Source organism: Citrobacter sp. Cb028 (genome assembly GCF_030336705.1).
Classification (GTDB): Bacteria; Pseudomonadota; Gammaproteobacteria; order Enterobacterales; family Enterobacteriaceae; genus Citrobacter; species Citrobacter braakii.
Genome location: NZ_JAOWCZ010000034.1, coordinates 988,911 through 1,013,177, shown reverse-complemented (window position 1 = coordinate 1,013,177; position 24,267 = coordinate 988,911). Strand labels below are relative to the sequence as shown.

General features: G+C 49.6%; 20 protein-coding genes and 1 pseudogene. 6 read left to right on the top strand and 15 right to left on the bottom strand.

The window, feature by feature from the left end:
* Window positions 1-7: 7 nt before the first annotated feature.
* Together OGV75_RS14475 and OGV75_RS14470 are read right to left on the bottom strand one after the other, a co-directional pair.
* The gene (locus OGV75_RS14475; protein WP_286480826.1) at window positions 8-8,590 is read right to left on the bottom strand and encodes a glycoside hydrolase family 94 protein; all 8,583 of its coding nucleotides are present in this window, start codon (window positions 8,588-8,590) and stop codon (window positions 8-10) included.
* 156 nt (window positions 8,591-8,746) lie between these two features.
* Window positions 8,747-8,911 (bottom strand): YnfU family zinc-binding protein, encoded by a 165-nt coding sequence (locus OGV75_RS14470; RefSeq protein WP_175299807.1) that lies wholly within the window; start codon window positions 8,909-8,911, stop codon window positions 8,747-8,749.
* A gap of 318 nt (window positions 8,912-9,229) precedes the next feature.
* Between OGV75_RS14470 and OGV75_RS23550 the strand changes: the two genes are divergently transcribed.
* Window positions 9,230-9,346, top strand: a complete 117-nt coding sequence (locus tag OGV75_RS23550) for a YnaM/YnfT family protein (RefSeq protein WP_350185928.1) — start codon at window positions 9,230-9,232, stop codon at window positions 9,344-9,346.
* Between the two features lie 261 nt (window positions 9,347-9,607).
* On the opposite strand, the gene OGV75_RS14465 is transcribed toward OGV75_RS23550, so the two are convergent.
* The 4 genes from OGV75_RS14465 to cspG all read right to left on the bottom strand — a co-directional run bounded on the left by OGV75_RS14465 (window position 9,608) and on the right by cspG (window position 10,703).
* Window positions 9,608-9,781 carry a GnsA/GnsB family addiction module toxin gene (locus OGV75_RS14465; RefSeq protein ID WP_016152691.1) on the bottom strand — a complete coding sequence of 58 codons (174 nt, stop codon included), beginning with the start codon at window positions 9,779-9,781 and terminating at the stop codon, window positions 9,608-9,610.
* Window positions 9,782-9,987: 206 nt separating this feature from the next.
* Window positions 9,988-10,218, bottom strand: coding sequence for a hypothetical protein (locus OGV75_RS14460; protein WP_019076503.1), 231 nt, complete (start codon window positions 10,216-10,218; stop codon window positions 9,988-9,990).
* 73 nt (window positions 10,219-10,291) lie between these two features.
* A complete protein-coding gene (gene ymcF / locus OGV75_RS14455; RefSeq protein ID WP_100250067.1) occupies window positions 10,292-10,480 on the bottom strand; it encodes a cold shock small protein YmcF in 189 nt (62 codons plus the stop codon).
* 10 nt (window positions 10,481-10,490) lie between these two features.
* Entirely contained in the window at window positions 10,491-10,703 is a 213-nt protein-coding gene (gene cspG, locus OGV75_RS14450; protein WP_016152690.1) for a cold shock protein CspG, read from the bottom strand.
* A 1,340-nt stretch (window positions 10,704-12,043) separates the two neighbouring features.
* Between cspG and OGV75_RS14445 the strand changes: the two genes are divergently transcribed.
* Window positions 12,044-13,129 carry an FUSC family protein gene (locus tag OGV75_RS14445; protein ID WP_046274781.1) on the top strand — a complete coding sequence of 362 codons (1,086 nt, stop codon included), beginning with the start codon at window positions 12,044-12,046 and terminating at the stop codon, window positions 13,127-13,129.
* Window positions 13,130-13,332: 203 nt separating this feature from the next.
* Here OGV75_RS14445 and OGV75_RS14440 read toward each other — a convergent pair whose 3' ends face one another.
* From OGV75_RS14440 to cspE, 3 genes are all read right to left on the bottom strand, one after another.
* Entirely contained in the window at window positions 13,333-13,503 is a 171-nt protein-coding gene (locus OGV75_RS14440; protein WP_223307937.1) for a hypothetical protein, read from the bottom strand.
* A 342-nt stretch (window positions 13,504-13,845) separates the two neighbouring features.
* Window positions 13,846-14,034: a cold shock small protein YmcF gene (gene ymcF, locus OGV75_RS14435; protein WP_071600303.1), complete on the bottom strand. Its 189-nt coding sequence runs from the start codon at window positions 14,032-14,034 to the stop codon at window positions 13,846-13,848.
* 428 nt (window positions 14,035-14,462) lie between these two features.
* A complete protein-coding gene (gene cspE / locus OGV75_RS14430) occupies window positions 14,463-14,675 on the bottom strand; it encodes a transcription antiterminator/RNA stability regulator CspE (RefSeq protein WP_005127641.1) in 213 nt (70 codons plus the stop codon).
* 552 nt (window positions 14,676-15,227) lie between these two features.
* On the opposite strand from cspE, the gene OGV75_RS14425 reads away from it, so the two are divergent.
* Window positions 15,228-15,440 carry a KTSC domain-containing protein gene (locus OGV75_RS14425; protein WP_016152687.1) on the top strand — a complete coding sequence of 71 codons (213 nt, stop codon included), beginning with the start codon at window positions 15,228-15,230 and terminating at the stop codon, window positions 15,438-15,440.
* Window positions 15,441-15,579: 139 nt separating this feature from the next.
* Here the strand turns inward: OGV75_RS14425 and OGV75_RS14420 are convergent.
* Window positions 15,580-15,687, bottom strand: a pseudogene (locus tag OGV75_RS14420) (antitermination protein Q); the annotation flags it as partial.
* 238 nt (window positions 15,688-15,925) lie between these two features.
* Between OGV75_RS14420 and potC the strand changes: the two are divergent.
* Together potC and potD are read left to right on the top strand one after the other, a co-directional pair.
* On the top strand, window positions 15,926-16,705 hold the full coding sequence (gene potC, locus OGV75_RS14415; RefSeq protein ID WP_286480824.1) for a spermidine/putrescine ABC transporter permease PotC: 780 nt from the start codon (window positions 15,926-15,928) through the stop codon (window positions 16,703-16,705).
* 27 nt (window positions 16,706-16,732) lie between these two features.
* Window positions 16,733-17,779 (top strand): spermidine/putrescine ABC transporter substrate-binding protein PotD, encoded by a 1,047-nt coding sequence (potD, locus tag OGV75_RS14410; RefSeq protein ID WP_286481016.1) that lies wholly within the window; start codon window positions 16,733-16,735, stop codon window positions 17,777-17,779.
* A gap of 51 nt (window positions 17,780-17,830) precedes the next feature.
* On the opposite strand, the gene cobB is transcribed toward potD, so the two are convergent.
* The 5 genes from cobB to lolC form a co-directional block, all read right to left on the bottom strand.
* Complete coding sequence (cobB, locus tag OGV75_RS14405) at window positions 17,831-18,652, bottom strand: Sir2 family NAD+-dependent deacetylase (protein WP_016152685.1); 822 nt, start codon at window positions 18,650-18,652, stop codon at window positions 17,831-17,833.
* A 15-nt stretch (window positions 18,653-18,667) separates the two neighbouring features.
* A complete protein-coding gene (gene nagK, locus OGV75_RS14400) occupies window positions 18,668-19,579 on the bottom strand; it encodes an N-acetylglucosamine kinase (RefSeq protein WP_016152684.1) in 912 nt (303 codons plus the stop codon).
* 141 nt (window positions 19,580-19,720) lie between these two features.
* Window positions 19,721-20,965, bottom strand: a complete 1,245-nt coding sequence (lolE, locus tag OGV75_RS14395; protein ID WP_016152683.1) for a lipoprotein-releasing ABC transporter permease subunit LolE — start codon at window positions 20,963-20,965, stop codon at window positions 19,721-19,723.
* Window positions 20,965-21,666 (bottom strand): lipoprotein-releasing ABC transporter ATP-binding protein LolD, encoded by a 702-nt coding sequence (gene lolD, locus OGV75_RS14390; protein WP_003832278.1) that lies wholly within the window; start codon window positions 21,664-21,666, stop codon window positions 20,965-20,967. The genes lolE and lolD overlap by 1 nt, the downstream gene beginning before the upstream one ends.
* Complete coding sequence (gene lolC / locus OGV75_RS14385) at window positions 21,659-22,858, bottom strand: lipoprotein-releasing ABC transporter permease subunit LolC (protein ID WP_003030806.1); 1,200 nt, start codon at window positions 22,856-22,858, stop codon at window positions 21,659-21,661. Before lolC ends, lolD begins: the two co-directional genes overlap by 8 nt.
* A 261-nt stretch (window positions 22,859-23,119) precedes the next feature.
* Here lolC and OGV75_RS14380 point away from each other — a divergent pair, with 261 nt between their 5' ends.
* Entirely contained in the window at window positions 23,120-24,184 is a 1,065-nt protein-coding gene (locus OGV75_RS14380) for an acyltransferase family protein (protein ID WP_046274783.1), read from the top strand.
* Window positions 24,185-24,267: the final 83 nt, after the last annotated feature.

Below are 24,267 nucleotides of genomic sequence, written 5' to 3'. Positions count from 1 at the left end.
CTCAGTGTCAGTTCTGAATAATCTCAACCGTATGGTTTTGTCCATCATCCCGCAGCGGTATTCTGTCATCAGGGAGGAGAGCACCATCCAGTGTAACGCGATATTCTGCATCGCCGCGTGAGACACTAATCTGATAATGGCTTTCGCCATATTGATAAGTCATAGAAAAAGACGGCCACCCATCCGGCAACCGGGCATGAACCGTAAGGTCAGCACCGGAACGTTTTATCCCCAGTAATTCCTCGGTAAGTAAACGCCAGGCCCAGCCTGATGAACCGGTATACCAGCTCCATCCGGCACGTCCGATATGGGGAGCGACGCTGTAAACATCAGCGCTCATGACATAAGGCTCGGCTTTATAGATCCCGACTGAGTTCGCATTCAGAGTATGATTTATCGGGCTGAGCATGGACCAGAGTTGCCAGGCACGTTCGGCATTCCCCATTCGGGCAAATGCCATCACAGCCCAGATAGCGCCATGTGTATACTGCCCTCCGTTTTCCCGCACACCAGGCAGGTAGCCCTGTATGTAACCCGGATTTGGACCGTGCCCATCGAAAGGCGGCGTTAATAGTTTTATCAGTCCCCCCTCGCTATCCACAAGGTGCTTATCCAGCGCCTGCATGGCCTTTGCGCACCGTCCCGGGCTAGCGGCCCCGGACAATACTGACCAGCTCTGGGCAATCGCATCAATCCGGCAATCCTGTGATGCTTTCGACCCCAGGGGAGTACCATCGTCAAAATATCCACGCCGGTACCATTCGCCATCCCAGGCGTGGGCTTCGAGATTGCTTTGCAGGCGCACAGCCTGTGAACGGCACATTGAGGCGACGCTTTCATCCAGCCTGCGATCAGCCAGCGCCGCAAACCGCTGCAAAATGTCGAACAGAAAGAAGCCCAGCCAGACGCTTTCACCCTTGCCTTCGATCCCCACCCGATTCATGCCGTCATTCCAGTCACCCGCCCCCATCAGCGGCAGACCATGCTCCCCGAACTGTTGTCCATACTTAATGGCTTTGACGCAGTGTAACCAGAGAGTCTCTTCGGTACCGCTGATCACCGGCGTATCATAGGCAGACTCTTCACCAGGCTGAAGCGGACGTCCCTCCAGATAAGGAATACGTGTTTCCAGTACATCCATATCCCCCGTCGTTTCAACATAGTGGCAAACGGCAAGCGGAAGCCACAGATAGTCATCGGAACAGCGCGTGCGCACCCCGTTGCCGTGTGGCGGGTGCCACCAGTGCTGTACATCACCCTCAATAAATTGCCGTGATGCACACAGGATTATCTGTTCTCGCATCCGGTTCGGATCAGCATGACTCAGCGCCAGCGTATCCTGCAGTTGATCGCGAAAACCAAATGCGCCGCCGGACTGGTAGTAACCGCTGCGAGCCATCAGGCGACAGGCTACCGTCTGGTACAATAGCCAGCCATTCACCAGTAAATTTACCGATGTGTCGGGGGTGTTAACCACAATTTTATCAAGCACATTGTGCCAGTGGTTGTGAACCCGGTTCAGCTCCTCGCGGACCGTCTCCTCATTCATATAACGGGCAAGCGTCTCCTGAGCTCGAATATGATTCTCCTCTGCGCCGAGGATAAAAATAAACGTCCTCTGATCGCCATCAATTAATGTAACCGCCGATTGTACTGCCCCGCAGGGATCCAGACCGGCGCCCGTTTTACCTGAAAGCCTGCGTAGCTTCATGACCGACGGGGCGTGCAGAGAACCATTACGACCGATAAACTCCCGGCGGTCCCCGGTCAACGAACAGTCATTACCGCTGACGGCAAAAAAGGCAGTACGACCGCTACCGTTATCGCCATAAAAGTTGTTCGCCAGCACTCCGCAGCCGCCAGGCGGTCTGGCCGCATGTGTCACAATGTGAGGGGCTGAACGAGTTCGTGTTCCTCCGAGCGTCCACTCCACATAGCCGGTGACGGAAAGTTTTCGTGTCCGCCCCGAAGAGTTACTGAGCGTCAGGAGCGCCAATTTAACCGGCGCCTCTTCGGTAACCAGAACCGTCAGCTCGCTGTCTATACCACTCTCTCGATGGGCAAACACGCTGTAACCAAAACCATGGCGGGTCAGGTAATCACCATGTCCGCGAACAGGTAAAGCCGTCGGTGACCAACACTCACCACTCTCTTCATCGCGCAGATAAAACGCCTCGCCGCTGCGATCGCTCACCGGATCGTTCTCCCACGGTGTCAAGCGGTATTCATGTGCATTCTCGTACCAGGAGTAGGCCTGTCCCGCCTCTGAAATCACAGTGCCAAAACGGGCATTTGCCAGTACGTTTGACCAGGGAGCCGGTGTCTGCGCATCTTCCCGCAGGACAATCTGATATTCCCGACCATCCTGAGAAAATCCACCGTACCCATTGAAATGGCATAACTGACTGATATCGGGGCTCCAGTCCGTATGTTGATTACGCTCGCGCACAGCTCGTGGAATGAGTGCTCTGGCCTGAGGTTTCAGGGTATGAGTACGCTGATTAAGCTGCTCATTGATACTGCCTGTGCGGTCATCAAGATAAAGACAGGCCACGCTCATCAAAAGCAACTTATCCTCAGCAGAGAGATGCTCGCCATTACGAACAAAAATACCGCCCGTTTTGTCCAGCAGACTGGCTTCAGACCCGGCATAAATTAAGTCCATAATCTGATTTTGTAAGCCCTGCTGGTAGCCGCCGGGACTGTTATTCAGGATAACCAAATCAACATCCAGTCCTTTCTGTCTCCAGTAACGGTGCGCCTGAATCAGTGTGGTCACTGAGGCAATACTTTCCTCGCTGGTAATACTGAGCAGCACTATCGGCAGATCGCCTGAAATTGCCCAGCCCCACAGACCGGACTGACCACGCCGGTTGCGGCTGATCGCCTGGCCTTCGGCGCGCAGCTCCTGGACAGGGTAAAGCACCGCGCTGGCAAGACGATTAAACAAAGTGGCATCATCTTCACTGGCGTTCATCTGGCGTAATACCACCAGACTGTGAGACCAGGCCAGTTCAAAGACGCGATCAGCGATAGGGTAATCGCGGTATTTTTCCAGCAACGCCAGGCTCTGCTGGCGGGTTTCGCTGATGCCATAAATGATATCAATCGTGACCGGCTGCCCCGGCTGCAGAGTGATGGCGTGGCGTATTGCCAGGATCGGATCCAGCACTGACCCCGACGTATTGCTGAGCGCCCCGCCTGCCTTTATTGCCTGGGCATCCGCAGGGTTTCTGCCACGACCAAGAAATTTTGCCCTGTCTGTTTCAAACGAAACGTTATGACGGTTATCGCCATGCACCACCATCATGTGAAACAGGCAGGGACTCGCTTCACCCGGAGAACGCGGGCGCCGGTGGCAAAGAATAGCGTCACGCTCAGGATCCAGTTCCGTCTGAATAAACAAATTGCTAAATGCCGGGTGTGCCAGATCGCTGGCTTCAGGTGCCAGTACTACTTCGGCATAGGTTGTCAGTTCCAGAGAGCGAGGCTGGCGACCACGATGAATCAGTGTGAGCCGTCGCAACTCAATATCATCCTCCGGGGAGATCACAACCTGAGTTTTGACGCTGAGCCCATCAAAAGTGCGTCTGAATTCAGCACTCGCATCGGTGAATATCACTTCCTCGTCATGCCCGCTGGTGTGGGCTGTCGGTTGCCAGGTATTGCTCGACACATTCCCCGTCTGTATATCGCGGATATAGCAGAATGCTCCCCAGTTATCGCGGGTGGTATCACTGCGCCAGCGCGTGAGCGCAATATTATTCCAGCGACTATAGCCGCCGCCGCCCGTGGTCAACATCAGATGATAATGGTTGTTGGACAGCAGTTGAATATCCGGGGCCGGCGTGTCCACGCCATAGAAAATACGGGGTTCATAGCGAACGGGTTTGACCCTGCCCTCATGAGATTCAAAATGACGGCGCGGACTGTACAGATCAACTGCATCCGGCACGCGTTCCTGTAACAGCAGGCTCGCTGAGCGGAAGACCGTACTGGACATGAAGCGTTCAGTCATCGGGGCGTCAAGTAGCACATGAGCCAGCGCCTGAAACGCCATGCCCTGGTGATGCGCCATCCAGGACTGAACCACCGCATAGAGCTGACCGGTTGCGAGGCGTGAGGGAGTATAGTCCAGCGCTTCATAAAAACCGTATTCACCATGTGCGCCATTTTTTTGCAGCCTGATCAGGTTCTCACAGGCTTTCTGTGGGGAGACCATCAACGCCAGCAGTGTGGCGTAAGGGGCGACAACCATGTCATCAGCAAGCCCCCTGCGCAGGCCGAGACCCGGCACACCAAATGCCTGATATTGATAATTATGCTGAACATCAAAAGCATGATAACCAGACTCTGAAACGCCCCACGGTACTCCGCGTTCTTTCCCCCAATGAATCTGGCGCATAACCGCCGACTGACTCATTTCATCGAGCAGGCTGCCAGGCCAGGTGGGCATTACCAGATTCGGCATCAGGTATTCAAACATTGACCCGCTCCATGACATCAGGGCGGTTTCATTGTCAATGGTGGTGAACAGTCGTCCCAACGCGTACCAGCTTTTAAGAGGTAGCTGATTAGTGGCAATGGCAAGAAAGCTGGTCAGGCGGATTTCAGACGGCAGAAGATCGTAGTGGCTCTTGTCAGGCATATTCGTGTCACAGTTATAGCCAACACTGAGCAGACTGGTTGCTTCGCTGTACAGAAAGGCGAAATCCATCCGGGCATGCTCATCCAGCCGTTGTTCAAGTTCAGTGATAATATTGAGTCGCATCCGGGCCTGCTCCGTCGCTGACGCCGGGGGGGTTCCTACACCTGTAAATGTTGCGCGGGCAAGCTCGCATAAAGTCGGCAGCGTCTGTTCGTTCCAGGAGGCAGGTAACCAACCAAGCAGCAGCGTCCACTCATGGCAAAGCTGAACCAGTTGATGCTCCAGATGTCCTGCCCAACGCATCTGAAGAGGAGATCCCTGATGGCATAGCGTGTTCAGGTGATTGCACTGGGTGCGCATATTTTTCAGCTCGCTGAAGAATGTCTGCGGAGAGAGCGTCACCGCGCTCAGACAGTGTTTTCGCAGCAACCGCAAGCTGTCAGGCGGGTTCTGACCCCACTGTTTTTCCAGAATATCCAGCGTATCGTTCAGCCCTGCCAGTATCTGTTGGCGGTTTAAAACTGGCTGATGACGCATGGCGGACAGCCCTGCACGCAGAGTCAACAAATGCCCTGCCATGTTGCCGCTGTCAACGCTTGAGATATAGCGTGGGCTGAGGGGGGCCAGCGTACGAGTGTCATACCAGTTGTAGAGATGGCCCCGGTAGTGCTCCATTTTATCCATTGTGTCGAGCGTGAGCGACACGCGCCGGAGCACTTCCCCGCCGGGCAGGTAGCCAAAGTCCCATGCCGTCAGGTTAGCCATGAGGGAAAGGCCAATATTGGTAGGAGAAGTTCGATGGGCCACCGTCGGCTGCGGTATTTCCTGGTAGTTATCAGGCGGAAGCCAGTTCTCTTTTTCTGTGGCAAAGGTTTCAAAAAACGCCCAGATTTCACGGCTTGTCTGGCGCAACAGCTGTTTTTGTTCCGGATTGGGCGAAAACACCTTACGCGCAGGCTGACGACTCAGCCAGCTCATCAGCAGCGGTGCCGCACACCATAACAAACCGATCGGCAACGCAATCCCCAGCAGTTGTGGAGCAAATTGTCCGGTCAGTATTATCAGCATCACACCACATGCAACATTCAGCCACATCGCCTGATAAAAACGCGCGACAGTGGGTCCGGCCTGATTGCTGTCCTGGCTGTGGCTGACCCACTGGCTGAGGTGACGCCTGCTGAACCCCAATCGCCATAACGTCACGGCGATCGCTTTTAGCGAATATCCGGCTTCATGCGGCAGTATCGCAAAATTAAGGCCGATACCTGACAAACGCTTCAGCGCGCCCGCCCCTACCAGTAACAGATGCGGCTTCAGGCGGCGACGCAGAGGTTTATGCAGCAGGTCATGGGTGATGCAGAGGATGGTTGGCAACAGCCATATCAGCGACAGTACGCCCAGCCAGTAAACCGGATTAGGTACCCCTAGCAGGGTGAAGAACAGCAATACCAGTAATGAGGGGGCGACCAGACTGCGACGCAGATTATCGAGTAATTTCCAGTAAGAAAGCGCGGTCAGCGGATTCCTGGCCCGGGTTCCATCGGCTCTTCTGACACGTGGTTTCAGCCAGTTAAGCAGTTGCCAGTCACCCCGGATCCAGCGTGAACGACGTGCAACATCCGACAGATAATTATTCGGGTACTGTTCATAGAGTAACACCTCACTCAGCAGACCCGAACGTGCATAGCATCCTTCGAGTAGATCATGGCTGAGAACCAGGTTTTCCGGGCAGGTGTTGGTCGTGGCCTGCATAAAAATGTCAACATCGTAAATCCCTTTGCCCACGAACGATCCTTCCCCAAAAAGATCCTGATAGATATCCGAAGACATCATCGAATAGGGATTATTGCCCGGTATGCTGCTGCGCATGGCGGCGTAACGTCCCTGACCGTTGCGTGGTATCTCCTCCGCAAGGCCGGGTTGTAAAATGCCAAATCCTTTGATAACCCTCTGGCGTACCGGATCATACTCTGGCGTATTCAGCGGATGCGCCATCGTCGCGACCAGTTTGTGCGCCGTATCGCGCGGCAGCACCGTATCACTGTCCAGGGTAATGACGTATTTAATTTGGCCCGGTAAAAGGTTAGCAGGCATGTCTGCAACGCTGACGAATTGTGTCCCCGGATGGCGCAACCAGCTGTTCAGTAACGCCAGTTTTCCCCGCTTGCGTTCATAGCCCATCCACGTTCCTTCCGCGGGGTTCCATTCAGGCTGGCGGTGTAGCAGGTAAAAACGTGGGCGGCTGGAGGGATAGCGGCGATTCAGCGCCTGCGTATCGGCGATCGCCTGTCTGAGCAGCATCTGGCTTTCCGGCGAGGGTTCATTTGCAGAATCAGCGAAATCAGTGAGCAGCGCAAACCTGAGATTTTCGTTTTCATTCCCCAGCCAGCAGACTTCAAGACTGGTGAGGAGTTGGCTGAAACTTGCGTGGCTGGTCAGCATGCAGGGGATGACTAACAGGGTGGCGCTGTCAGGGGGAATGCCGGTTGAGAAATCCATCCGCGGCAAGGGGCGAGGAACGCGAAAACGGGTGGTGGCGTCACTGAGTAAATCGCTCATCAACTGAGTTACAGCGATAATCAGAGGGAATATCACCGCGATTAACAGCCAGTCTGCGCCCTGCATGGCTGTTTCGTGCAAAATTGCCGCGGTCATTGCGGTTGTCAACAACGCCAGGCTTCCAAGCCATGACAGCAGGGTTATTCTGTTGAAACTGTGCCGCAAGCGCATGAGCCTTGAGGTGTCTGCTAACAGATGAATTTCCAGCGCCTGCCGACCTTCGCCTGCGAGATAATAACCAACATGATGTTCCAGTGTATCGGGAGCACTGTTTCCTGAAAGGGTCAGCACCCTGTCAGCAACTTCAGGCTCGCTGAGACCACTGTCTCTGGCCAGTACCTCAACAACGTGCCGATAATGATCCCGGGTATTGAAGTGCATCCGAGGATAGATACCGGCAGGATCATTGCGTAATGCCTGTTCGACGACACTTATCGTTTCGGCGAAATCAGCCCAATCCGTTTCACTCAGTAATCGCAGACCCGCGATGCTGTTACTGACAGATAGCTGGCTGGCGGCAAGCTGTTGATTGAAATTATGTATGAGAACGTCGGTGGTGATCCCCTGTTCCCGAAGGCACTGATCAACCCAGGTCAGAGGTAACGACAGCGCATTGCCATGCCCCTGCAGACGCCGCACCAGCTCTGCGACAAACGCACTGGTTAACGTAGGTCGGGAGCGTGCCATATCGGCAACCACCATGATTAAATCGCCAGGGGCATTCTCTGCACATCCGAAAATCTTTGTTATCCACATATCAGCCAGCGCTCTGTCCTGCTGCGCTTTGATCACTTCGATACTGATACGACGAAGATTTTCAATCAGCGCCAGGCGCAGCATTCCCGGTAACGCCCAGACTTCACCTAATGTCAGCGGGGTCACCTGTTGATAGGCGGTGAGATAGCTGGTCAGGCTGGCAGCATCCCAGCGCCCGTCACCGTGAGCAATGGCCTCTGATGCAATATTGTAAATTCGTGGGCAATTCAGCGGCGACATCAGCGACGGGAGACCTTTACCAAAGCTTTTCGGCAAGTGCTGGCGGACAGTGCGGATTTGTTCCTCAATCAGATAATAATTGTCCAGCAACCACTCCCCGGCAGGCATGATGCTGGTCTTTTTACCCGCGTTAAGCTCATAACAGCTTTGGGTAATGATGGCCTCATTCTCGCCGAGTCTTTTTAGAAGATAATAAGGATGTTTATCCGGCGATAATTTATGGGTCCGTGCGAGCTTCTGACCGTAGCGTTCCATCTGGGTGGTCGAAAAGAGTTCTGACTGCAGAGTGCTTTCACCGGCAGGATCGTTCGCCGAAAACGTTACGCTTTCGGTAGCATTCATCGGAATATGGGAGCGGTTAAACCACGCCCTGGGGTTCATTTTCATAGCATTGCTCTGATGCAGAGTTAGCATGCAGGAGCAGTTGCGAAATCAGTTCAGAAACGTTCTCTCAGGATGGGCGTAAGGCATCAGGGATTTAACAGCTGCCGGGATTTGACTTAAGTATAGAACACCAGGTTTAGGTGCAACTAAGTGTCAGGGTTATCGTGGTGAAACAAACAGTGTTTTACAGCCAGGGCACAGCATTGTCTGCTTAAGGCGAATTTTAGAAATAGATTGGGATGAACGTAAGCCGCAGGCCGGGCAGATGACAGTAGTCGTCGATACGCCGCCGAGGTACTTCATTGCGTAATCGATGAGAGACATGATGATTACCCTTTCGATGAATGAGATTCACTGTACCACGTTTGGATAAAATTTAACCATTTAATTTATCTTCCTATTTTTTATCCAAAAGGGGGATATCACAGGGTAGATGACGACGTTTGCCAAGATAGATATTTGCAGCCACAGGGGCCGTTGAGACCGTTGATCCGCCACTCTTGGATACGGCTCCCTGCAGCCCGCTCTGGTATACAATCACCCGCTTCGATATTTTTTCCGGGAAATACTATGATATTTACCTTGAACTTTTCCTTTATGCCTTAGTCTAATAATCAAATCCATCTGAAATGAAGAAAATTTATGATTACCAGCCTTTCATTGGTATTTACCGTCATTACCGCTCTGTGCATTATGTTGTTTGCTGCGGTAAAAGTAGGAGTTGGGTTATCTAACAATCCCGACCGAAATGATAATTAACGCATTCGCAGGCTACTACGTCATCCCACTCCCCTCAATGTGATACACACTGACCACGAAATTTCCGACAAGTGCATTCCCTGCCCTGAGCCAGCAGTAGCCCGATAGCGCGGGCTGGCATCGGACAGGCCCCATTAAAAAGTCAGGACTTGTCTCTATGATTAAAAATGAAGGTTTTGACAACATCCAAATTTTTTGACAGCAATAAAAAAGCATTACCTTTTAAGATAATGCTTTTCATTCAAGCTGGGTTTTTAACGATTAGATCAATGTAATTTTAATATCATAGCTTTCAAGCCCAGTCATTTTTTCACGAGCAGTAAACTGGATGTCGGAAACTTCTTTTCCTGTCTTTTTTTTGAGTTCAACAATTTTTTTTGTAATGAATTCAGAAATATCCGCTTCAGTTTTTGTTTTTAACTCTTCGACGTTCATTATTTACCTCTCTTGATCTCTAACGTATCAACGCCAAGTATGTAACATTCCCCGTGGAGCACTTATAACAGCGCTGACATGTTTAAAAGATAGAATGGAAAGACTCAATAATCAAGAGGTTGCAGTACAATCTTCATACAAGAAAAGCGCAAAACATCTGCAAACCACTGGACTACTATCTCGGTCGGTAAAGAAACAATCAGATGTCACTTCAAAAGCTTCGATGCTGCCTCGAGAATCTCTTCGGAACTGACATCGCGATCAGAGGCAACATAAACTATTTTATGGTCTCCTGTCAGAGATGGAAATCCTGCTGACATCACGGACAGGTGTGCTTTTTCCCCATTGGGAAACTCACGCATTATCGAAGTAATTCCCTTCATTACGGATACAACAACTGCCGGTTCTGAGTTAAAAAAAACGATTACTTTTTTCATAATGATACCGTGATGGTTCGTACAAAGATGAACGGTTTAGCATACAAAAAAGGCTCCATAAGGAACCTGAACTTTATTTTCTAAAATCTAACGAAGTCTGACCAGAACGAATGTATAGCGCAACATTGTCAAATGTAATCATTATCGATTTGCAAAAAATACATTTTGCTCCGAAAGGATTTTTTTCAGTAACATCAAAGCTCGACGTTCTGTACTGAGATCCGTGGCAACACGGGCATCTGAAGTGAATATGATGTGTAATAACAGTTACCTTATACAACCACGACATTAACTGCTGAGGGGCCTTTAGGTCCCTGTTCAACACTAAACTCAACTTCCTGATTCTCATTCAGCGTCTTGAAATCATTACTCTGGATAGCAGAAAAGTGTACAAACACATCTTTACTGCCATCTTTAGGGGTGATAAACCCAAAACCTTTTTCAGGATTGAACCATTTAACTAAGCCAGTCATTTTATTAGACATAATTATTACCTTTCTTGAGTAAGCCCTTGGGCAGAATGGTCCGAAAAAAATCATCAGAGAGAGAAGCTAGCAAGGAAATCTCAACAGGAACAAGAAATAAAATTATTACAGCGACTGCTTTAGATAAATTCGTTACAAACCAAGAATTCATTAACGCATGATTAACCAAACATAGCAAGATTTAGTTTTATAGGGAAATCGCACATGATTCTTATCAAAAAAATGAATTTAAATAGCTTAAATCGAAAATTATGTCATGCTGCTTAAGACCTTTATCTATCACCCTAAGTTTTCAGGGATTTTGACTCACGGAAGAGTCGTATTTCCTCCATCTCAGCATAATATTTAGCGTCTACCACGAAATTTCCGAGCATGTCAGAGAGAATTACAACGTCAGCTCCGGCTGTTTTGCTTTTGGCAGGAACGGCAAGATTTCCGGTGTGCTTTGCGGCATGCAGACGAGGGCAAGATTTGTTGCATCGGTGCGCAGCCGGCAAAGAGTGACAGACAGGATAGAAAAAGCCGCATATGGCTGCCTGGGTTATATTTATCAGTGGATTGATCGCGTCTTAATACCCGGCTGACACTAAGCTCACCATAGCAATGCAAGAATCCTATTGTTGGTGCAAACGCACCGTCATAGCGCACCACTGAAACAATATGAAACAATCAAACAATCAATGCCCATGCTTTTTTGTTTGTTGTTGACATTTAAATCTGCCATTAATTAGGAAACGAATCTGTGGAGGATATTTATGCTCAAACTTTTCCATTACCATTCTCAATACTGGATATTTCTCGCACTTGCACTTTCTGTTTACGTAGTTGCTTTTCGATAACACATGAATAGGTTGTGTACTGCGTCTATCTAATGTAGCCAGAACTTATATCTCATGAGCTTTGGTCCGGGCCTTAGCTCATCAAAGTGCATATGTTATAAATATAATGATACCGTTGCTGATATAAAGCCGTGCACAGAAACCATCTGACCTGTTTTGCTTAGCCTTATAACAACCTGTAAAAGAAAACGTTTTAAACATGCTAACCAGTATTTTGGAAGCCCACAACTTTTTAACATCTGTCAAAGTCAACATGTTGAATTTAAGTCAGAGGCCACTCAATATGTGTAGAACCGCTTACCACCATAATGGCAAATCCACAGATAATGTGGGCATCAAAAATTACGTCTTCTTTCGCTACTGCATTAGCAATTGATTAACAATAACCTATGTCAGGCATCGCCCTCCTTTTTTATAAGTTAAAAAAGTAAGACGAGATTATTTTTTCAGTGTATATCTGAACATTCTTTATAATTCTGTCTATGTTAAAGATTTTAACCAATGAAAAACAATATTTTTCCCATTGAACGGAATAAACCGATAAGTCCTTTAGAACTTAAGATTTACCGCAACTATCGTGTAGTTCATGGGATCCGTATTGCTTTAGCATTTGTTATAACTTTCTTACTGATAAGAATGTTGAATTTACCAGACCACTCCTGGCCCCTGATTACACTGGTTGTGGTCATGGGACCAATTAGTTACATGGGCAATGTGATACCCAGGGCACTTGAACGTATGGCGGGAACTGTAGGGGGTGCGATTTTGGGGATCATCGCATTACACATTGAAATGTACTCTCTCACTATGATGATGCTGTGGTGTGGATGCGCAGCTTTCCTTTGTGGCTTTCTGGCCATGAGTAAACGTCCCTATGCCGCATTATTGATTGGTATCACGCTGGCGGTTGTCAGCAGCGCTCCTGCAGGAGACTTACAAACAGCATTGTGGCGAAGCACCAACATTATTATAGGATGCATTCTGGCGATGTTGTTTACCAGCATTTTTCCCCAAAGAGCATTCATTAACTGGCGTATACAACTTGCTGACTTTCTTTCTGATTATCTAAAAATAACAACTGCGGGAGTCTCCCGAAACGTTCTTGCGCCCCCGAGAATGGCCAAACTTCAAACGCGAGCGCTGAATAATGTAGTAAAAATGCGCAGCCTTATTACACCAGTAAATAAAGAAACAAAGATTGCGAAGAGTCTACTTGAAGATATTCAATCGATAACCCGCGATATGATAGCGGCGCAAAAATTTCAGATAAATGCCCACTGGGCATCCCGTGGCAGTCGATTTCTCATATTGAATACTCACACGCTGTCAGATATGGAACAAATGACCCGTAGCACCCTCAACACCCTCGCACATGCCTTGCATGAAGGAAACCCAACGCCGATAGCATCAAATAGCGAGCATCTTCTCGAAATTACTAAAGAGTTGCATTGTCTTTTACTCGCCAATGAGGGCGAGGAAATCATTGAAAGCGCCGTTCACGGATATGTTTGGTTGAGCATTCAGCTTGCTATCCAACTTGAAGCACTATCAACCCTAATCACAAAAGCGCTTACAGAAAATAATTAATTTCAATGTCAATCGACAAATATGTAATCATTATTGCCTCACACCGTCCAGATATCACAACCTATCTTTTAGTAATGAAAAAGGCCCATTCTATTGTGTGGGCCAGAAAAGAAGAGTTTTGCACTACCAGGCTGGATGCCTCTCAGTAGGTCTTTGATTGAGAAACCATAATCCGTGAGCACCGTAGGTGATTTATAACTCGTTTACAGAACAGATTTTTTCCTGATAAATATCAATATTTCTCTTATCTCATCGGCCTTTTGACCGTGCAAGGCATGACTTTTCCGTTCGATCAAATCAATGATATTCCCTGTCGTAACCCTTTTGCCATTTTCAAGTAGCTGGATAACTGTTTCACCAATTTCCTGGGCCATAATATGGTTTTGTATGATTCTCAATGCGTTGCCCTTTATATGGTTATTAGTAATACCGTTACACATCAGACATGATGTTAATAGCAAAACAAAAAATACAATTCTTTGCCCAACTTACTTGTATGTTGCACGGATAACCCTGAAATGACAAAACCCCGTTAGAACGAGGTTTTTATTCATGGTGTAACCATAGAGGATCAAACCCTCGTCTCCTGCAAGTTCAAAAGTCGCCCGCTCAATTCGATGAGGTAGTAGCTGACTGACGGCCCTTGTTGGACTTAAACCAGTGCCTGGCAATGATAATGAATCTTGCCGCCTTAACTGGAAGGTCAGAGCCAAATGTTACTTTCGCAACACCTGTTCATTTGATTTACTGGAAGTATATGGCGCATAGTTATCTGGTGTGATCATTGATGATTTACAAAAAATACACTTTGCACCAAAGGGATTTTTCTCAGTCACATCAAAATGGGAAGTTCTGTACTGTGACCCATGACAACAAGGGCACTTAAAATAAATATGGTCGGTCATGATGTTAGCCTTTATTTGCTACAACACTCACTACCGCAGTGATATCCAAAAGATCTATTTAACTAATAATTTCTCTTGGTTTTCAGTATCAGGTTACAACTCACTATTAAAAGCAATAAAAAATAAATATTTCTTATCAGTTCACATGAGGAATCTAAAATAATATAATTTTCTTTATATTATAGCACCAGCGATTTTTGGGATGTTGTTAGCTTTTACGAATGCACTTAAGCGTGCAAGAAAAACTACAGAGGTAAAACAACAAATGACATTCATAAAATAATCATTTCAACTGTTCTACCCAATGATTAGACTCAAACATCTGTTCAGCTTTATGTCGACAGATGTTGAGTTTCTGAAAAACTAATATATCTACTCAGGCATTCACCGTCTTCGCTATCGTATATCAGTTTACATCAGGAAAAATATCAGGCAGCTACAACGTTTTCAGCTGACGGCCCTTTTGCACCAGCAGTAATGCTGAACTCAACTTTTTGGCCTTCATTCAGCGTTTTAAAGCCACCACTCTGAATAGCAGAGAAGTGTACAAACACATCTTTACTACCATTGTCAGGGGTAATAAAACCAAAACCTTTAGACTCGTTAAACCATTTTACTAAACCAGTCATTTTATTAGACACAGGTAATTCCTTAAATTCTATGTAGCCTTACGGCGAAAAGGGCTTCGCACACAATCTAATTAGTAACGATAAGAAGGCTCAAAAGAAAGGATTATCTGTGGATAACGCTTGAGATGAGAACTGCTTTACTAAACCGCTTTAATGGGTCTGTGTACCTAACCAACCCCTCATTAATCACACACCCCACAAACAATAGCAAGTTATTTTTTCATTTAATTTTTCGCAAAATCTTAGAAATGGAAACTGAGACAGCATAATCAAAGAGTTCTGTTCACCCGCAATAACATACAGCCGGTCGTCCCCTGGATAACGAAAAATAAAATAAAATATATTTATCAGTCACTTAAAGGAAATCCCATTTCAATCCGTAAAAATCCAGCAACGAATTTTCGTGCTATTTTTCGCAACTGAGGAAATTAAAGCAACAAAGAAAATCATTTCATCCAACCAGTAAATTCTGAAACAGCCATAACATTTACAAAACTATGCTCCTTTTGTTTCATATCAGTGTATTATCAGAGAAGGAAAATTAAAAAATTTGAAGGAGAAAAAATGCAACGACAGGCAATGATTTCATCAAAAATAAAATTTATTGGTTACTACCCATTAGAAAAGATTCTGGAGATAGGGTTCGTAAATTCTTCAACTTTCCAGTATGTGGGCGTTCCTGAAAGCATCTATAACTCTTTTCTCACGGTGCAATCTAAAGGCCGTTTCTTTGACGGTGTCATTAAAGGTAAATTCTTGTGTCGTAAAACAGGGTGATTCAAGAAATTTACGCTGTAGATAGCGTAAAACGCCGTTCTGGTGTTTTCTGTTTTTTGTTACCACCGGGCCAGGAAATTGATATCCCAAAAACCACTATTCCCGTCAATTTCGTTACCCTTCGTTAAGCATGCTCCCTGCAGCGTTCACAGGTTTCAAACACTGGGACGCCATGCTCTTTCGTGGCTTTGCAGTCAAGTACCTCCCCTTTACCACTACAGCGGTAGCGTGCGCTAATTGTTCCCTGAACCGATTGCTATACCGCCACTCGCAGTCAGCAATGAGTAAAGCTGGTCATTTAAATGGCCTTTTTTTCCCGATCATCCTAAAAATTGTTGTAAAATTCGCGGCCTTAGTGATAGCTGCTTCTTTTTGGCTATCTGTTTTGGCGGGAAGTTTTGGAGAGATTTTGGAGAAGAGAAAAAGTTGATTATTTTCAATACTCTGAAAACATCGCGCCTTCTGAACAAGAAGGTGAAACGCGAATGATCGGTCGGCTGCTCAGAGGCGGTTTTATGACCGCCATCTACGCGTATCTGTATATTCCAATCATTATTTTGATTGTGAACTCCTTTAACAGCTCGCGCTTTGGCATCAACTGGCAGGGTTTTACCACTAAATGGTACGGCCTGCTGATGAACAACGACAGCCTGCTACAGGCTGCGCAACACTCGCTGACGATGGCGGTGCTATCCGCCACGTTTGCCACGCTGATCGGCTCACTCACAGCGGTTGCACTGTACCGCTACCGTTTTCGCGGTAAACCGTTTGTCAGAGGCATGCTGTTCGTGGTGATGATGTCGCCGGATATCGTAATGGCGATTTCTTTGCTGGTGCTGTTTATGCTGATCGGCATTCAACTGGGTTTCTGGTCACTGCTGTTCTCGCATATCACTTTTTGTCTACCTTTTGTGGTGGTGACGGTTTACTCACGTCTGAAAGGTTTTGATGTACGAATGCTTGAAGCCGCCAAAGATCTCGGCGCCAGTGAAGTGACTATTCTGCGCAAGATTATACTGCCTCTGGCAATGCCTGCAGTGGCTGCCGGCTGGTTGCTGAGCTTTACGTTGTCGATGGATGATGTCGTCGTGTCGTCCTTCGTTACCGGGCCTGGTTATGAAATTTTGCCGTTAAAAATCTACTCCATGGTAAAAGTCGGCGTATCACCAGAGGTGAACGCGCTGGCGACCATTTTGTTGGTTCTGTCGCTGGTTATGGTGATTGCCAGCCAGCTTATTGCACGTGATAAAACCAAGGGCCGCTAAGGCCCTTAATTCAGGGGACGTTAAATGATGAAAAAATGGTCACGCCACCTGCTCGCGGCGGGTGCTCTGGCACTGGGCATGAGCGCCGCTCACGCTAATGACAACAACACGCTCTATTTCTATAACTGGACCGAGTATGTCCCGCCTGGACTGCTGGAGCAGTTCACCAAAGAGACCGGCATTAAGGTTATCTATTCGACCTACGAGTCGAACGAAAGCATGTACGCCAAGCTCAAAACCTATAAAGACGGCGCATACGATCTGGTGGTTCCGTCCACCTATTACGTCGATAAAATGCGCAAAGAAGGCATGATCCAGAAGATCGACAAGTCGACGTTGACCAACTTCCACAACCTCGATCCGGAAATGCTCAACAAGCCATTCGACCCCAACAATGACTACTCTATCCCGTATATCTGGGGTGCGACGGCCATTGGCATCAATAGCGATGCCATCGACCCGAAAACAGTAACCAGCTGGGCCGATCTGTGGAAACCGGAGTACAAAGGTAGCCTGCTGTTAACGGATGATGCGCGTGAAGTGTTCCAGATGGCGCTGCGCAAGCTGGGATACTCCGGCAATACCACCGATCCTAAAGAGATTGAAGCCGCCTATAACGAGTTGAAGAAGCTGATGCCTAACGTCGCGGCATTTAACTCTGACAACCCGGCCAACCCGTATATGGAAGGCGAAGTCAATCTGGGGATGGTGTGGAACGGCTCCGCGTATGTTGCGCGTCAGGCAGGTACTCCGCTGGAAGTGGTATGGCCGAAAGAAGGTGGGATTTTCTGGATGGACAGCCTGTCTATTCCAGCGAACGCAAAAAATAAAGAAGCTGCGCTGAAGCTGATTAACTTCCTGCTACGCCCGGACGTGGCGAAAGAAGTCGCGGAAACCATCGGTTATCCGACGCCAAACCTGGCAGCACGTAAGCTGTTAAGCCCTGAAGTCGCGAACGATAAAACCCTCTACCCTGATGCAGAAACCATCAACAAAGGGGAATGGCAGAACGATGTCGGTTCCGCCAGCGCTATCTATGAAGAGTATTATCAGAAGCTGAAAGCAGGACGTTAATTCAGCGTTGTAAGGAATGCCCGATAGCGCTGCGCGTATCGGGCAAAAAAATCACAGTCCTTTCAATAATTTCTCAACAAACTCAGGCACCACCTGGCTTGCCGGACCGTAATACTTCTCTTCAAACTCGCTTCCTACCTGGCTCGGTTCGAGATTTAGCTCTACCGTATGCGCCCCATGTAGTCGAGCTTCATGCACAAACCCCGCTGCCGGGTATACATGGCCCGATGTACCAATCGCAATGAACACATCGGCCATTGCCAGTGCCATATAAATTTCATCCATGCCCAGCGGCATTTCACCAAACCACACCACGTGCGGGCGCAGCGGCGCCGGAAACTGGCAACAATGGCATTTATCTTCCGCAGTCACATCGCCAGTCCACTCCAGAATCTGCCCGCTTTGCGAACAGCGAACCTTGAGCAGTTCGCCGTGCATATGGATTACGTTCTGGCTGCCCGCACGTTCATGCAGGTTATCAATGTTCTGCGTCACCAGTAAAAAACGGTCGCCCAGCTCGGCTTCGAGTTTTGCCAGCGCGATATGCGCCGCGTTAGGCTGGATTTCTGATTGTTGCAGCTGATGACGACGGGCGTTATAAAACGACTGGACCAGTTGCGGATTACGACTAAATCCTTCCGGAGTCGCAACGTCCTCTACCCGATGTTCTTCCCAGAGACCATCCGCCGCGCGAAAGGTTCGAATTCCTGACTCAGCGGAGATTCCCGCTCCCGTCAGTACCAGCACTCTTGGTTTTTCCATCAATTCAGGCACCACTCTGTCTCTGAAAAAGATTCGTTGACGCAGGCGATCGCGCATATGGCGTTTATTTTTACGAAAGCGGCTTAACCGATGACCCCGGCGCGACAGCATAACAACCTCTTTGTATTAATCGGTAAGATGTAGGAAAGCGGCTCCGCGCATCCCGCCCGCATCACCGTGCCGCGCCTGCTCAATACGCGGCACCCGGGCAACCGGCAGCAGATGACGTGGCAGTCGGTCCGCCAGTTGCGTCGTAATAGCGGTAAAATTCGACAAGCCTCCGCCAATCACCACCAAATCAGGATCGACGATAGTCAGGATATTCCCAAGGCACACCGCCAGCAAATCCAGATAGCGTTCAACATGGGCACGTGCTTGTTCATCACCCTGCTCCCACAGCGCGATAATTTCCCGGGCATCCAGCGATTGATGGTAGTAATGCTGATACAACCACGCAAATCCACCGCCGGAAAGATAGCTTTCGATGCATCCCAGTTGACCGCACCCGCAGCGGCGCAATGGGAAATCAAAGCCCATCAACGTCAGCGCATCGACTGGCAAACGGATATGACCAAACTCGCCGGTGATATAGCTGCGTCCGGTGATGGATTTCCCGTTAAGCACCAGACCGCCGCCAACACCGGTGCCGAGGATCAACCCCATCACGAGCGGATATTGGGTGAACTCGTCATCCCAGGCTTCGGAGAGGGCAAAACAGTTAGCATCGTTATCCAGACGCACATCGCGGTCAAGGCGAGCGCTGAGATCGGCGCGGAGCGGCTTACCACTGGCAGCAGGAACGTTGGCCGCATACAGCGTGCCGTCTTCCGTTTCCGGCATGCCAGGAATGCCGATGCCTACCGAACCTTTAACGCCGAACCGCTGGTCCGCTTCCGTCACCAGATTGCAGACCGCATCAAGGAAAGCGTCATAGCTGTCGCGAGGCGTAGGGACGCGTGTTTCCCATTGCAAACGACGTTGCTTATCAAATACGCCCAGCGCAATTTTGGTTCCGCCGATGTCAAATCCGTAATACATCACCGCTCCTTGATACACGTCATCCTTCAAGATGCCTTGGGGTTGGCTGCGCACTCACCCTCCAGTCACATCGTTATCTATGCTCATGGAGATTTCGGTTTGCCGCCTTACCGCCGCATGAATGCTTTCGTGTATATATTGTTATTGGCCGCTAAGTACTCTCGCAGGATCAATATTGCTGGCGCGACGCGCCGGATACCAACTTGCCAAAAGACTCAGCACGAGTGCTGTCACCAGCACGTAAATCACATCCAGCCAGTGTAATTCCGATGGCAGGAAGTCAATGAAATAGATATCGCCGGACAGGAACTGATGGCCGATAAGAGCTTCAATCCCGTTAATGATCGGCGTCAGTTGCAGCGAGACAACTACCCCAATGACGACGCCTATCAGGCTACCGAACAGCCCCGCCAGCAGGCCGTACCAGACAAAAATGGCACGGATAAGGCCATCTTTAGCCCCCAGGGTTCTTAATACCGCAATATCGCCGCTTTTGTCTTTTACCGCCATCACTAACGTGGAAACGATATTAAAACAGGCCACGCCAATCACCAGCACCATCGCCAGATACATAATGGCGCGGATCATCTGGATATCGCGATACATATAACCGTAAGTACCGATCCAGCTCTTAATGTACACATAGTTATTGGTGACTTCACCCGCGTCTCGCACCAGCTTATTAGCGTTAAACACGTCGTTCACTTTCAGCGCGATCCCGGAAACGCTGGATCCCATATCCAGGTATTGCTGCGCGTCTTCCATTGGGATCATGGCAAAACTGTGATCGAGCTGACCGCTCAGTTGCAGGATCCCCGTGACGTGCAAACGCACGCGTTTGGGCTGCTGTAACTTATGATCCGCACTGGCGTTAGGGATCATAATCGATACCCAGTCGCCCTGCTTCACCTTCAGCGCATCGGCAATTCCCTTACCAATAATGATTTGTTGCTCACCCGCTTTGAAATTATCCCATGCGTGGTTTTGCACAAACGAGGGTAGCGCGCTTAAACGCTGCTCCTGCTGCGGATCAACGCCCTTCACCTGCACTGCGCGTAGGTTCGCCCCACTCTCCACCAGCCCGGTAAAGTTAATATAAGGCGCCGCAGCAGCAATGCCTGGTACCTTCTGTACCTTGTCGAGCGCTTCCTGCCAGTTGTTCCACGGCTGATTCACGGCTTCAATCTCACCGTGCGGCACCACGGCCAGAATACGGTTGTTAAGCTCACGCTCAAATCCGTTCATGGCGCTTAAGCCGACGATCAACACCGCGACGCCCAACGCAATGCCAACGGTGGAAATCACGGAAATCAGCGAGACCATGCCGCCGCGCCGCCGACCACGGCTAAAACGCAGACCAATCAATAACGATAAAGGCGAAGCCATTACTCAGCTCCCATCAGGCTCAGTTCAGCCGTCAGGCGACCATCGCGCATTTCAAGCTGGCGGCTCATGCGCTTCGCCAGTTGCAGATCGTGTGTCACCACCAAAAATGCCGTGCCCTGAGAGCGGTTCAGCTCACCCAGAAGCTCGAAAATGCTGTCCGCGTTACGCGCATCAAGGTTACCCGTTGGCTCATCCGCCAGTACCAGGCGCGGGTTATTCACCAGCGCACGAGCGATGGCCACGCGCTGGCGCTCACCGCCTGACAGTTCAGACGGACGATGGCTGGCACGATGGTCCAGCCCTACTGCTTTCAGCATATCCCGTGCGCGCTCGGTGATTTCAGCCGGTTTTTTCTTGCCGATCAGCAACGGCATCGCCACGTTTTCCAGCGCGGTAAAGTCCGGCAGCAGATGGTGGAACTGATAAATGAAGCCCAGCTTCTGATTGCGCAGTTCCGCTTTCGCCGCCGACGAGAGTTTGCTCATCGGCTGACCGCTAAAAATGACATCGCCGGAAGTTGGCGTATCCAGCCCGCCTAACAGATGCAGCAACGTACTCTTACCGGAACCGGAGCTGCCGACAATCGCCATCATCTCACCTTCACCGACGCAAAAACTGACATCGTGCAGTACATCGGTCTGCACTGTGCCTTCCTGATAGCGTTTGCACAGGTTGTCGCATTGCAACAGGATCTTATTCATAACGTAAAGCCTCAGCGGGTTGAGTGGCGGCAGCGCGCCAGGAAGGATAAAGCGTAGACAGCAACGCGATGGCCATCGCCACCAGCGCAATGACGATAACCTGCAGCGGCTCAATGGCGACCGGCAGCGCAGCCCCATCCAGAAGCACACCGATAATTGGCATCAGGTTGTTCAGTTGACTGGCGAGTAATGCGCCCAGCACCGCGCCCAGCAGCGCGCCGATAATCCCGGCACTGGCCCCCTGAACCATAAACACCATCATTATCTGCCGCGGCGTCAGCCCCTGCGTTTGTAGAATCGCCACTTCCCCTTGCTTCTCCATTACCATCAGACCCAGCGAGGTAATAATATTAAATGCCGCCACCGCCACGATCAGGCTAAGCAGCAGCCCCATCATGTTTTTCTCCATACGCACGGCCTGGAACAATTCCCCTTTGCGCTCGCGCCAGTCCTGCCATTTGGTGCCTTGCGGCAGCGTTTGCTGGCTCAGCGTATCAACCTTTAACGGTTCGTTCAGCCACAGACGCCAGCCGGTAATATTGCCCACCGGGTAACGCATCAAACGTGATGCATCCTGGATGTTGGTCAGCATCTGGTAGCCGTCGACTTCGCTGTTGGCGGCGAAGGTGCCAATTACCGTAAACAGACGCTGGCTCGGCAGACGCCCCATGGGGGTAAACTGGCTGGCTGAGGGCACCATCACGCGAATTTGATCGCCACGATTAACACCCAGTTGCCCGGCAAGCTGCTCTCCGAGGATGACATTATACTTACCCGGCTGCAGATCTGTTTGCTTCACATTGACCAGATATGGCGTTAATGGATCTTTTTGCGCCGGGTCAATACCCAGCATCACGCCGACTGCCACGCTACGCGCACTTTGCAGTACCACATCCCCTGTGGTTATCGGTGCGACGCGGTTGACGCCGTTCAACACCACCGCTTTTTCCGGTAGCTGTTGCGGGTTTAGGGAACCCTGTTCAGACGAGAGGACGGCCTGAGGCATCAGGCCAAGAATATTGTTTTGCAGCTCGCGCTCGAAACCGTTCATCACCGACAACACCGTAACCAGCGCCATTACCCCGAGAGTAATGCCAATGGTGGAGAGCCAGGAAACGAAGCGACCGAAGCGATCTGCTGCACGCCCACGCATATAACGCAGGCCGATGAATAGAGCGACAGGTTGGTACATGAAATCCGTCTGGTTGCTGTTAGCAAAGTCACGAGTATATAAGCGAAAGCGGAATGGGTAAATGACTGAACCGTAAGTGTTCGTCAGCACTATTCTTAAAAGTATAAATAAATCAAACCGCTAAAGTTGTCCCTCTCCCCTGCAACCCTAATCCCTGACCTTTATCCTAAAAAAACAAAATGCAGACAGTTACGCATTACAGCGCACGGCGGGTTGCGCAGGATGGCAGGCTATTGCAATCAATATGGATGCGCCGTCTCAATGAATAAAAAAGAACTATGGATTAATCAAATCAAGGGGTTATGCATTTGCCTGGTAGTGATTTACCACTCGGTGATCACATTTTACCCGCACCTCACCACTTTTCAGCATCCACTGTCAGAGGTGTTGAGCAAATGCTGGATTTACCTCAATTTGTACCTGGCACCGTTTCGCATGCCGGTGTTTTTCTTTATTTCGGGGTATCTGATCCGCCGCTACATCGATAACGTCCCGTGGACAACCTGCGTGGATAAACGGATCTGGAGTATCGCCTGGGTGCTTGTGCTTTGGGGAGTGGTGCAATGGCTGGCGTTGGTGGCGCTCAATAACTGGCTCGCCCCGCAGCGCGATCTGACCCATGCCGCCAACGCCGCTTATGCGGATTCGATTGCGGATTTTACCCACGGGATGCTGACCGCCAGCACCAGCCTGTGGTATCTGTACGCGCTGATTGTCTATTTTGTTCTGTGTAAAATTTTCAGCCGTTGGGCGATGCCGCTGTTAGCGTTATTTGTGGCGCTGAGCGTGGCGATCAATTTTTTCCCGACCCCGTGGTGGGGAATGAACAGCGTGATTCGCAATTTGCCCTGGTATAGCCTCGGCGCATGGTTTGGCGCAACGCTGATGGCGTGGATCAAGGAGGTGCCCCTGCGCCGTCATGCGGTCATTGTTCTGGGTTGCACAATCGTCGCCGTCGTCGCGTGGCTGGCAAATGTCTCGCTATTGCTTTCTCTCCTTTCCATTGTGTTGATCATGAAGCTGTTTTATCAGTTCGAGCTCCACTTTGGCATGCGCGCATCCAGTCCGTTAAGCGTGATTGGCGCCAATACCATCGCCATCTACACCACTCACCGTATTCTGGTTGAGCTGTTCAGCTTAACGCTTATCCCCAAAATCAATCATGCCGCCTGGCCTGCATACGCGGAGCTGGCCCTGCTACTGGTGTATCCGTTCGCCTGTCTGCTGCTGTGCACCCTGTTTGGCCTGCTGGTGCGTAAGATTTCACAAAAAACCGTGGCCGATCTGCTCTTTTCCCCGCCCTCTTTATCGCTCGCCTCGCGCTAACCCCTTCGCGCTTTTTGCCCCCATTCGGGGGCGAATCAATTTGCTTATGAGAAACGATCACGGATAATAAAGAACATTGCTTA

Bases quoted from the DNA above. Each gene is read 5' to 3' on its own strand.
- OGV75_RS14460 (WP_019076503.1), bottom strand. From the start codon at position 10,218: ATGAAAAAAGTAATCGTTTTTTTTAACTCAGAACCGGCAGTTGTTGTA.
- nagK (WP_016152684.1), bottom strand. From the start codon at position 19,579: ATGTATTACGGATTTGACATCGGCGGAACCAAAATTGCGCTGGGCGTA.
- lolE (WP_016152683.1), bottom strand. From the start codon at position 20,965: ATGGCTTCGCCTTTATCGTTATTGATTGGTCTGCGTTTTAGCCGTGGT.
- potC (WP_286480824.1), top strand. From the start codon at position 15,926: ATGATCGGTCGGCTGCTCAGAGGCGGTTTTATGACCGCCATCTACGCG.
- lolD (WP_003832278.1), bottom strand. From the start codon at position 21,666: ATGAATAAGATCCTGTTGCAATGCGACAACCTGTGCAAACGCTATCAG.
- OGV75_RS14475 (WP_286480826.1), bottom strand. From the start codon at position 8,590: ATGAAAATGAACCCCAGGGCGTGGTTTAACCGCTCCCATATTCCGATG.
- lolC (WP_003030806.1), bottom strand. From the start codon at position 22,858: ATGTACCAACCTGTCGCTCTATTCATCGGCCTGCGTTATATGCGTGGG.
- OGV75_RS14470 (WP_175299807.1), bottom strand. From the start codon at position 8,911: ATGTCTCTCATCGATTACGCAATGAAGTACCTCGGCGGCGTATCGACG.
- OGV75_RS14445 (WP_046274781.1), top strand. From the start codon at position 12,044: ATGAAAAACAATATTTTTCCCATTGAACGGAATAAACCGATAAGTCCT.
- potD (WP_286481016.1), top strand. From the start codon at position 16,733: ATGAAAAAATGGTCACGCCACCTGCTCGCGGCGGGTGCTCTGGCACTG.
- cspG (WP_016152690.1), bottom strand. From the start codon at position 10,703: ATGTCTAATAAAATGACTGGCTTAGTTAAATGGTTCAATCCTGAAAAA.
- OGV75_RS23550 (WP_350185928.1), top strand. From the start codon at position 9,230: ATGATTACCAGCCTTTCATTGGTATTTACCGTCATTACCGCTCTGTGC.
- cobB (WP_016152685.1), bottom strand. From the start codon at position 18,652: ATGCTGTCGCGCCGGGGTCATCGGTTAAGCCGCTTTCGTAAAAATAAA.
- OGV75_RS14380 (WP_046274783.1), top strand. From the start codon at position 23,120: ATGAATAAAAAAGAACTATGGATTAATCAAATCAAGGGGTTATGCATT.
- ymcF (WP_071600303.1), bottom strand. From the start codon at position 14,034: ATGACCGACCATATTTATTTTAAGTGCCCTTGTTGTCATGGGTCACAG.
- OGV75_RS14465 (WP_016152691.1), bottom strand. From the start codon at position 9,781: ATGAACGTCGAAGAGTTAAAAACAAAAACTGAAGCGGATATTTCTGAA.
- OGV75_RS14425 (WP_016152687.1), top strand. From the start codon at position 15,228: ATGCAACGACAGGCAATGATTTCATCAAAAATAAAATTTATTGGTTAC.
- OGV75_RS14440 (WP_223307937.1), bottom strand. From the start codon at position 13,503: ATGGCCCAGGAAATTGGTGAAACAGTTATCCAGCTACTTGAAAATGGC.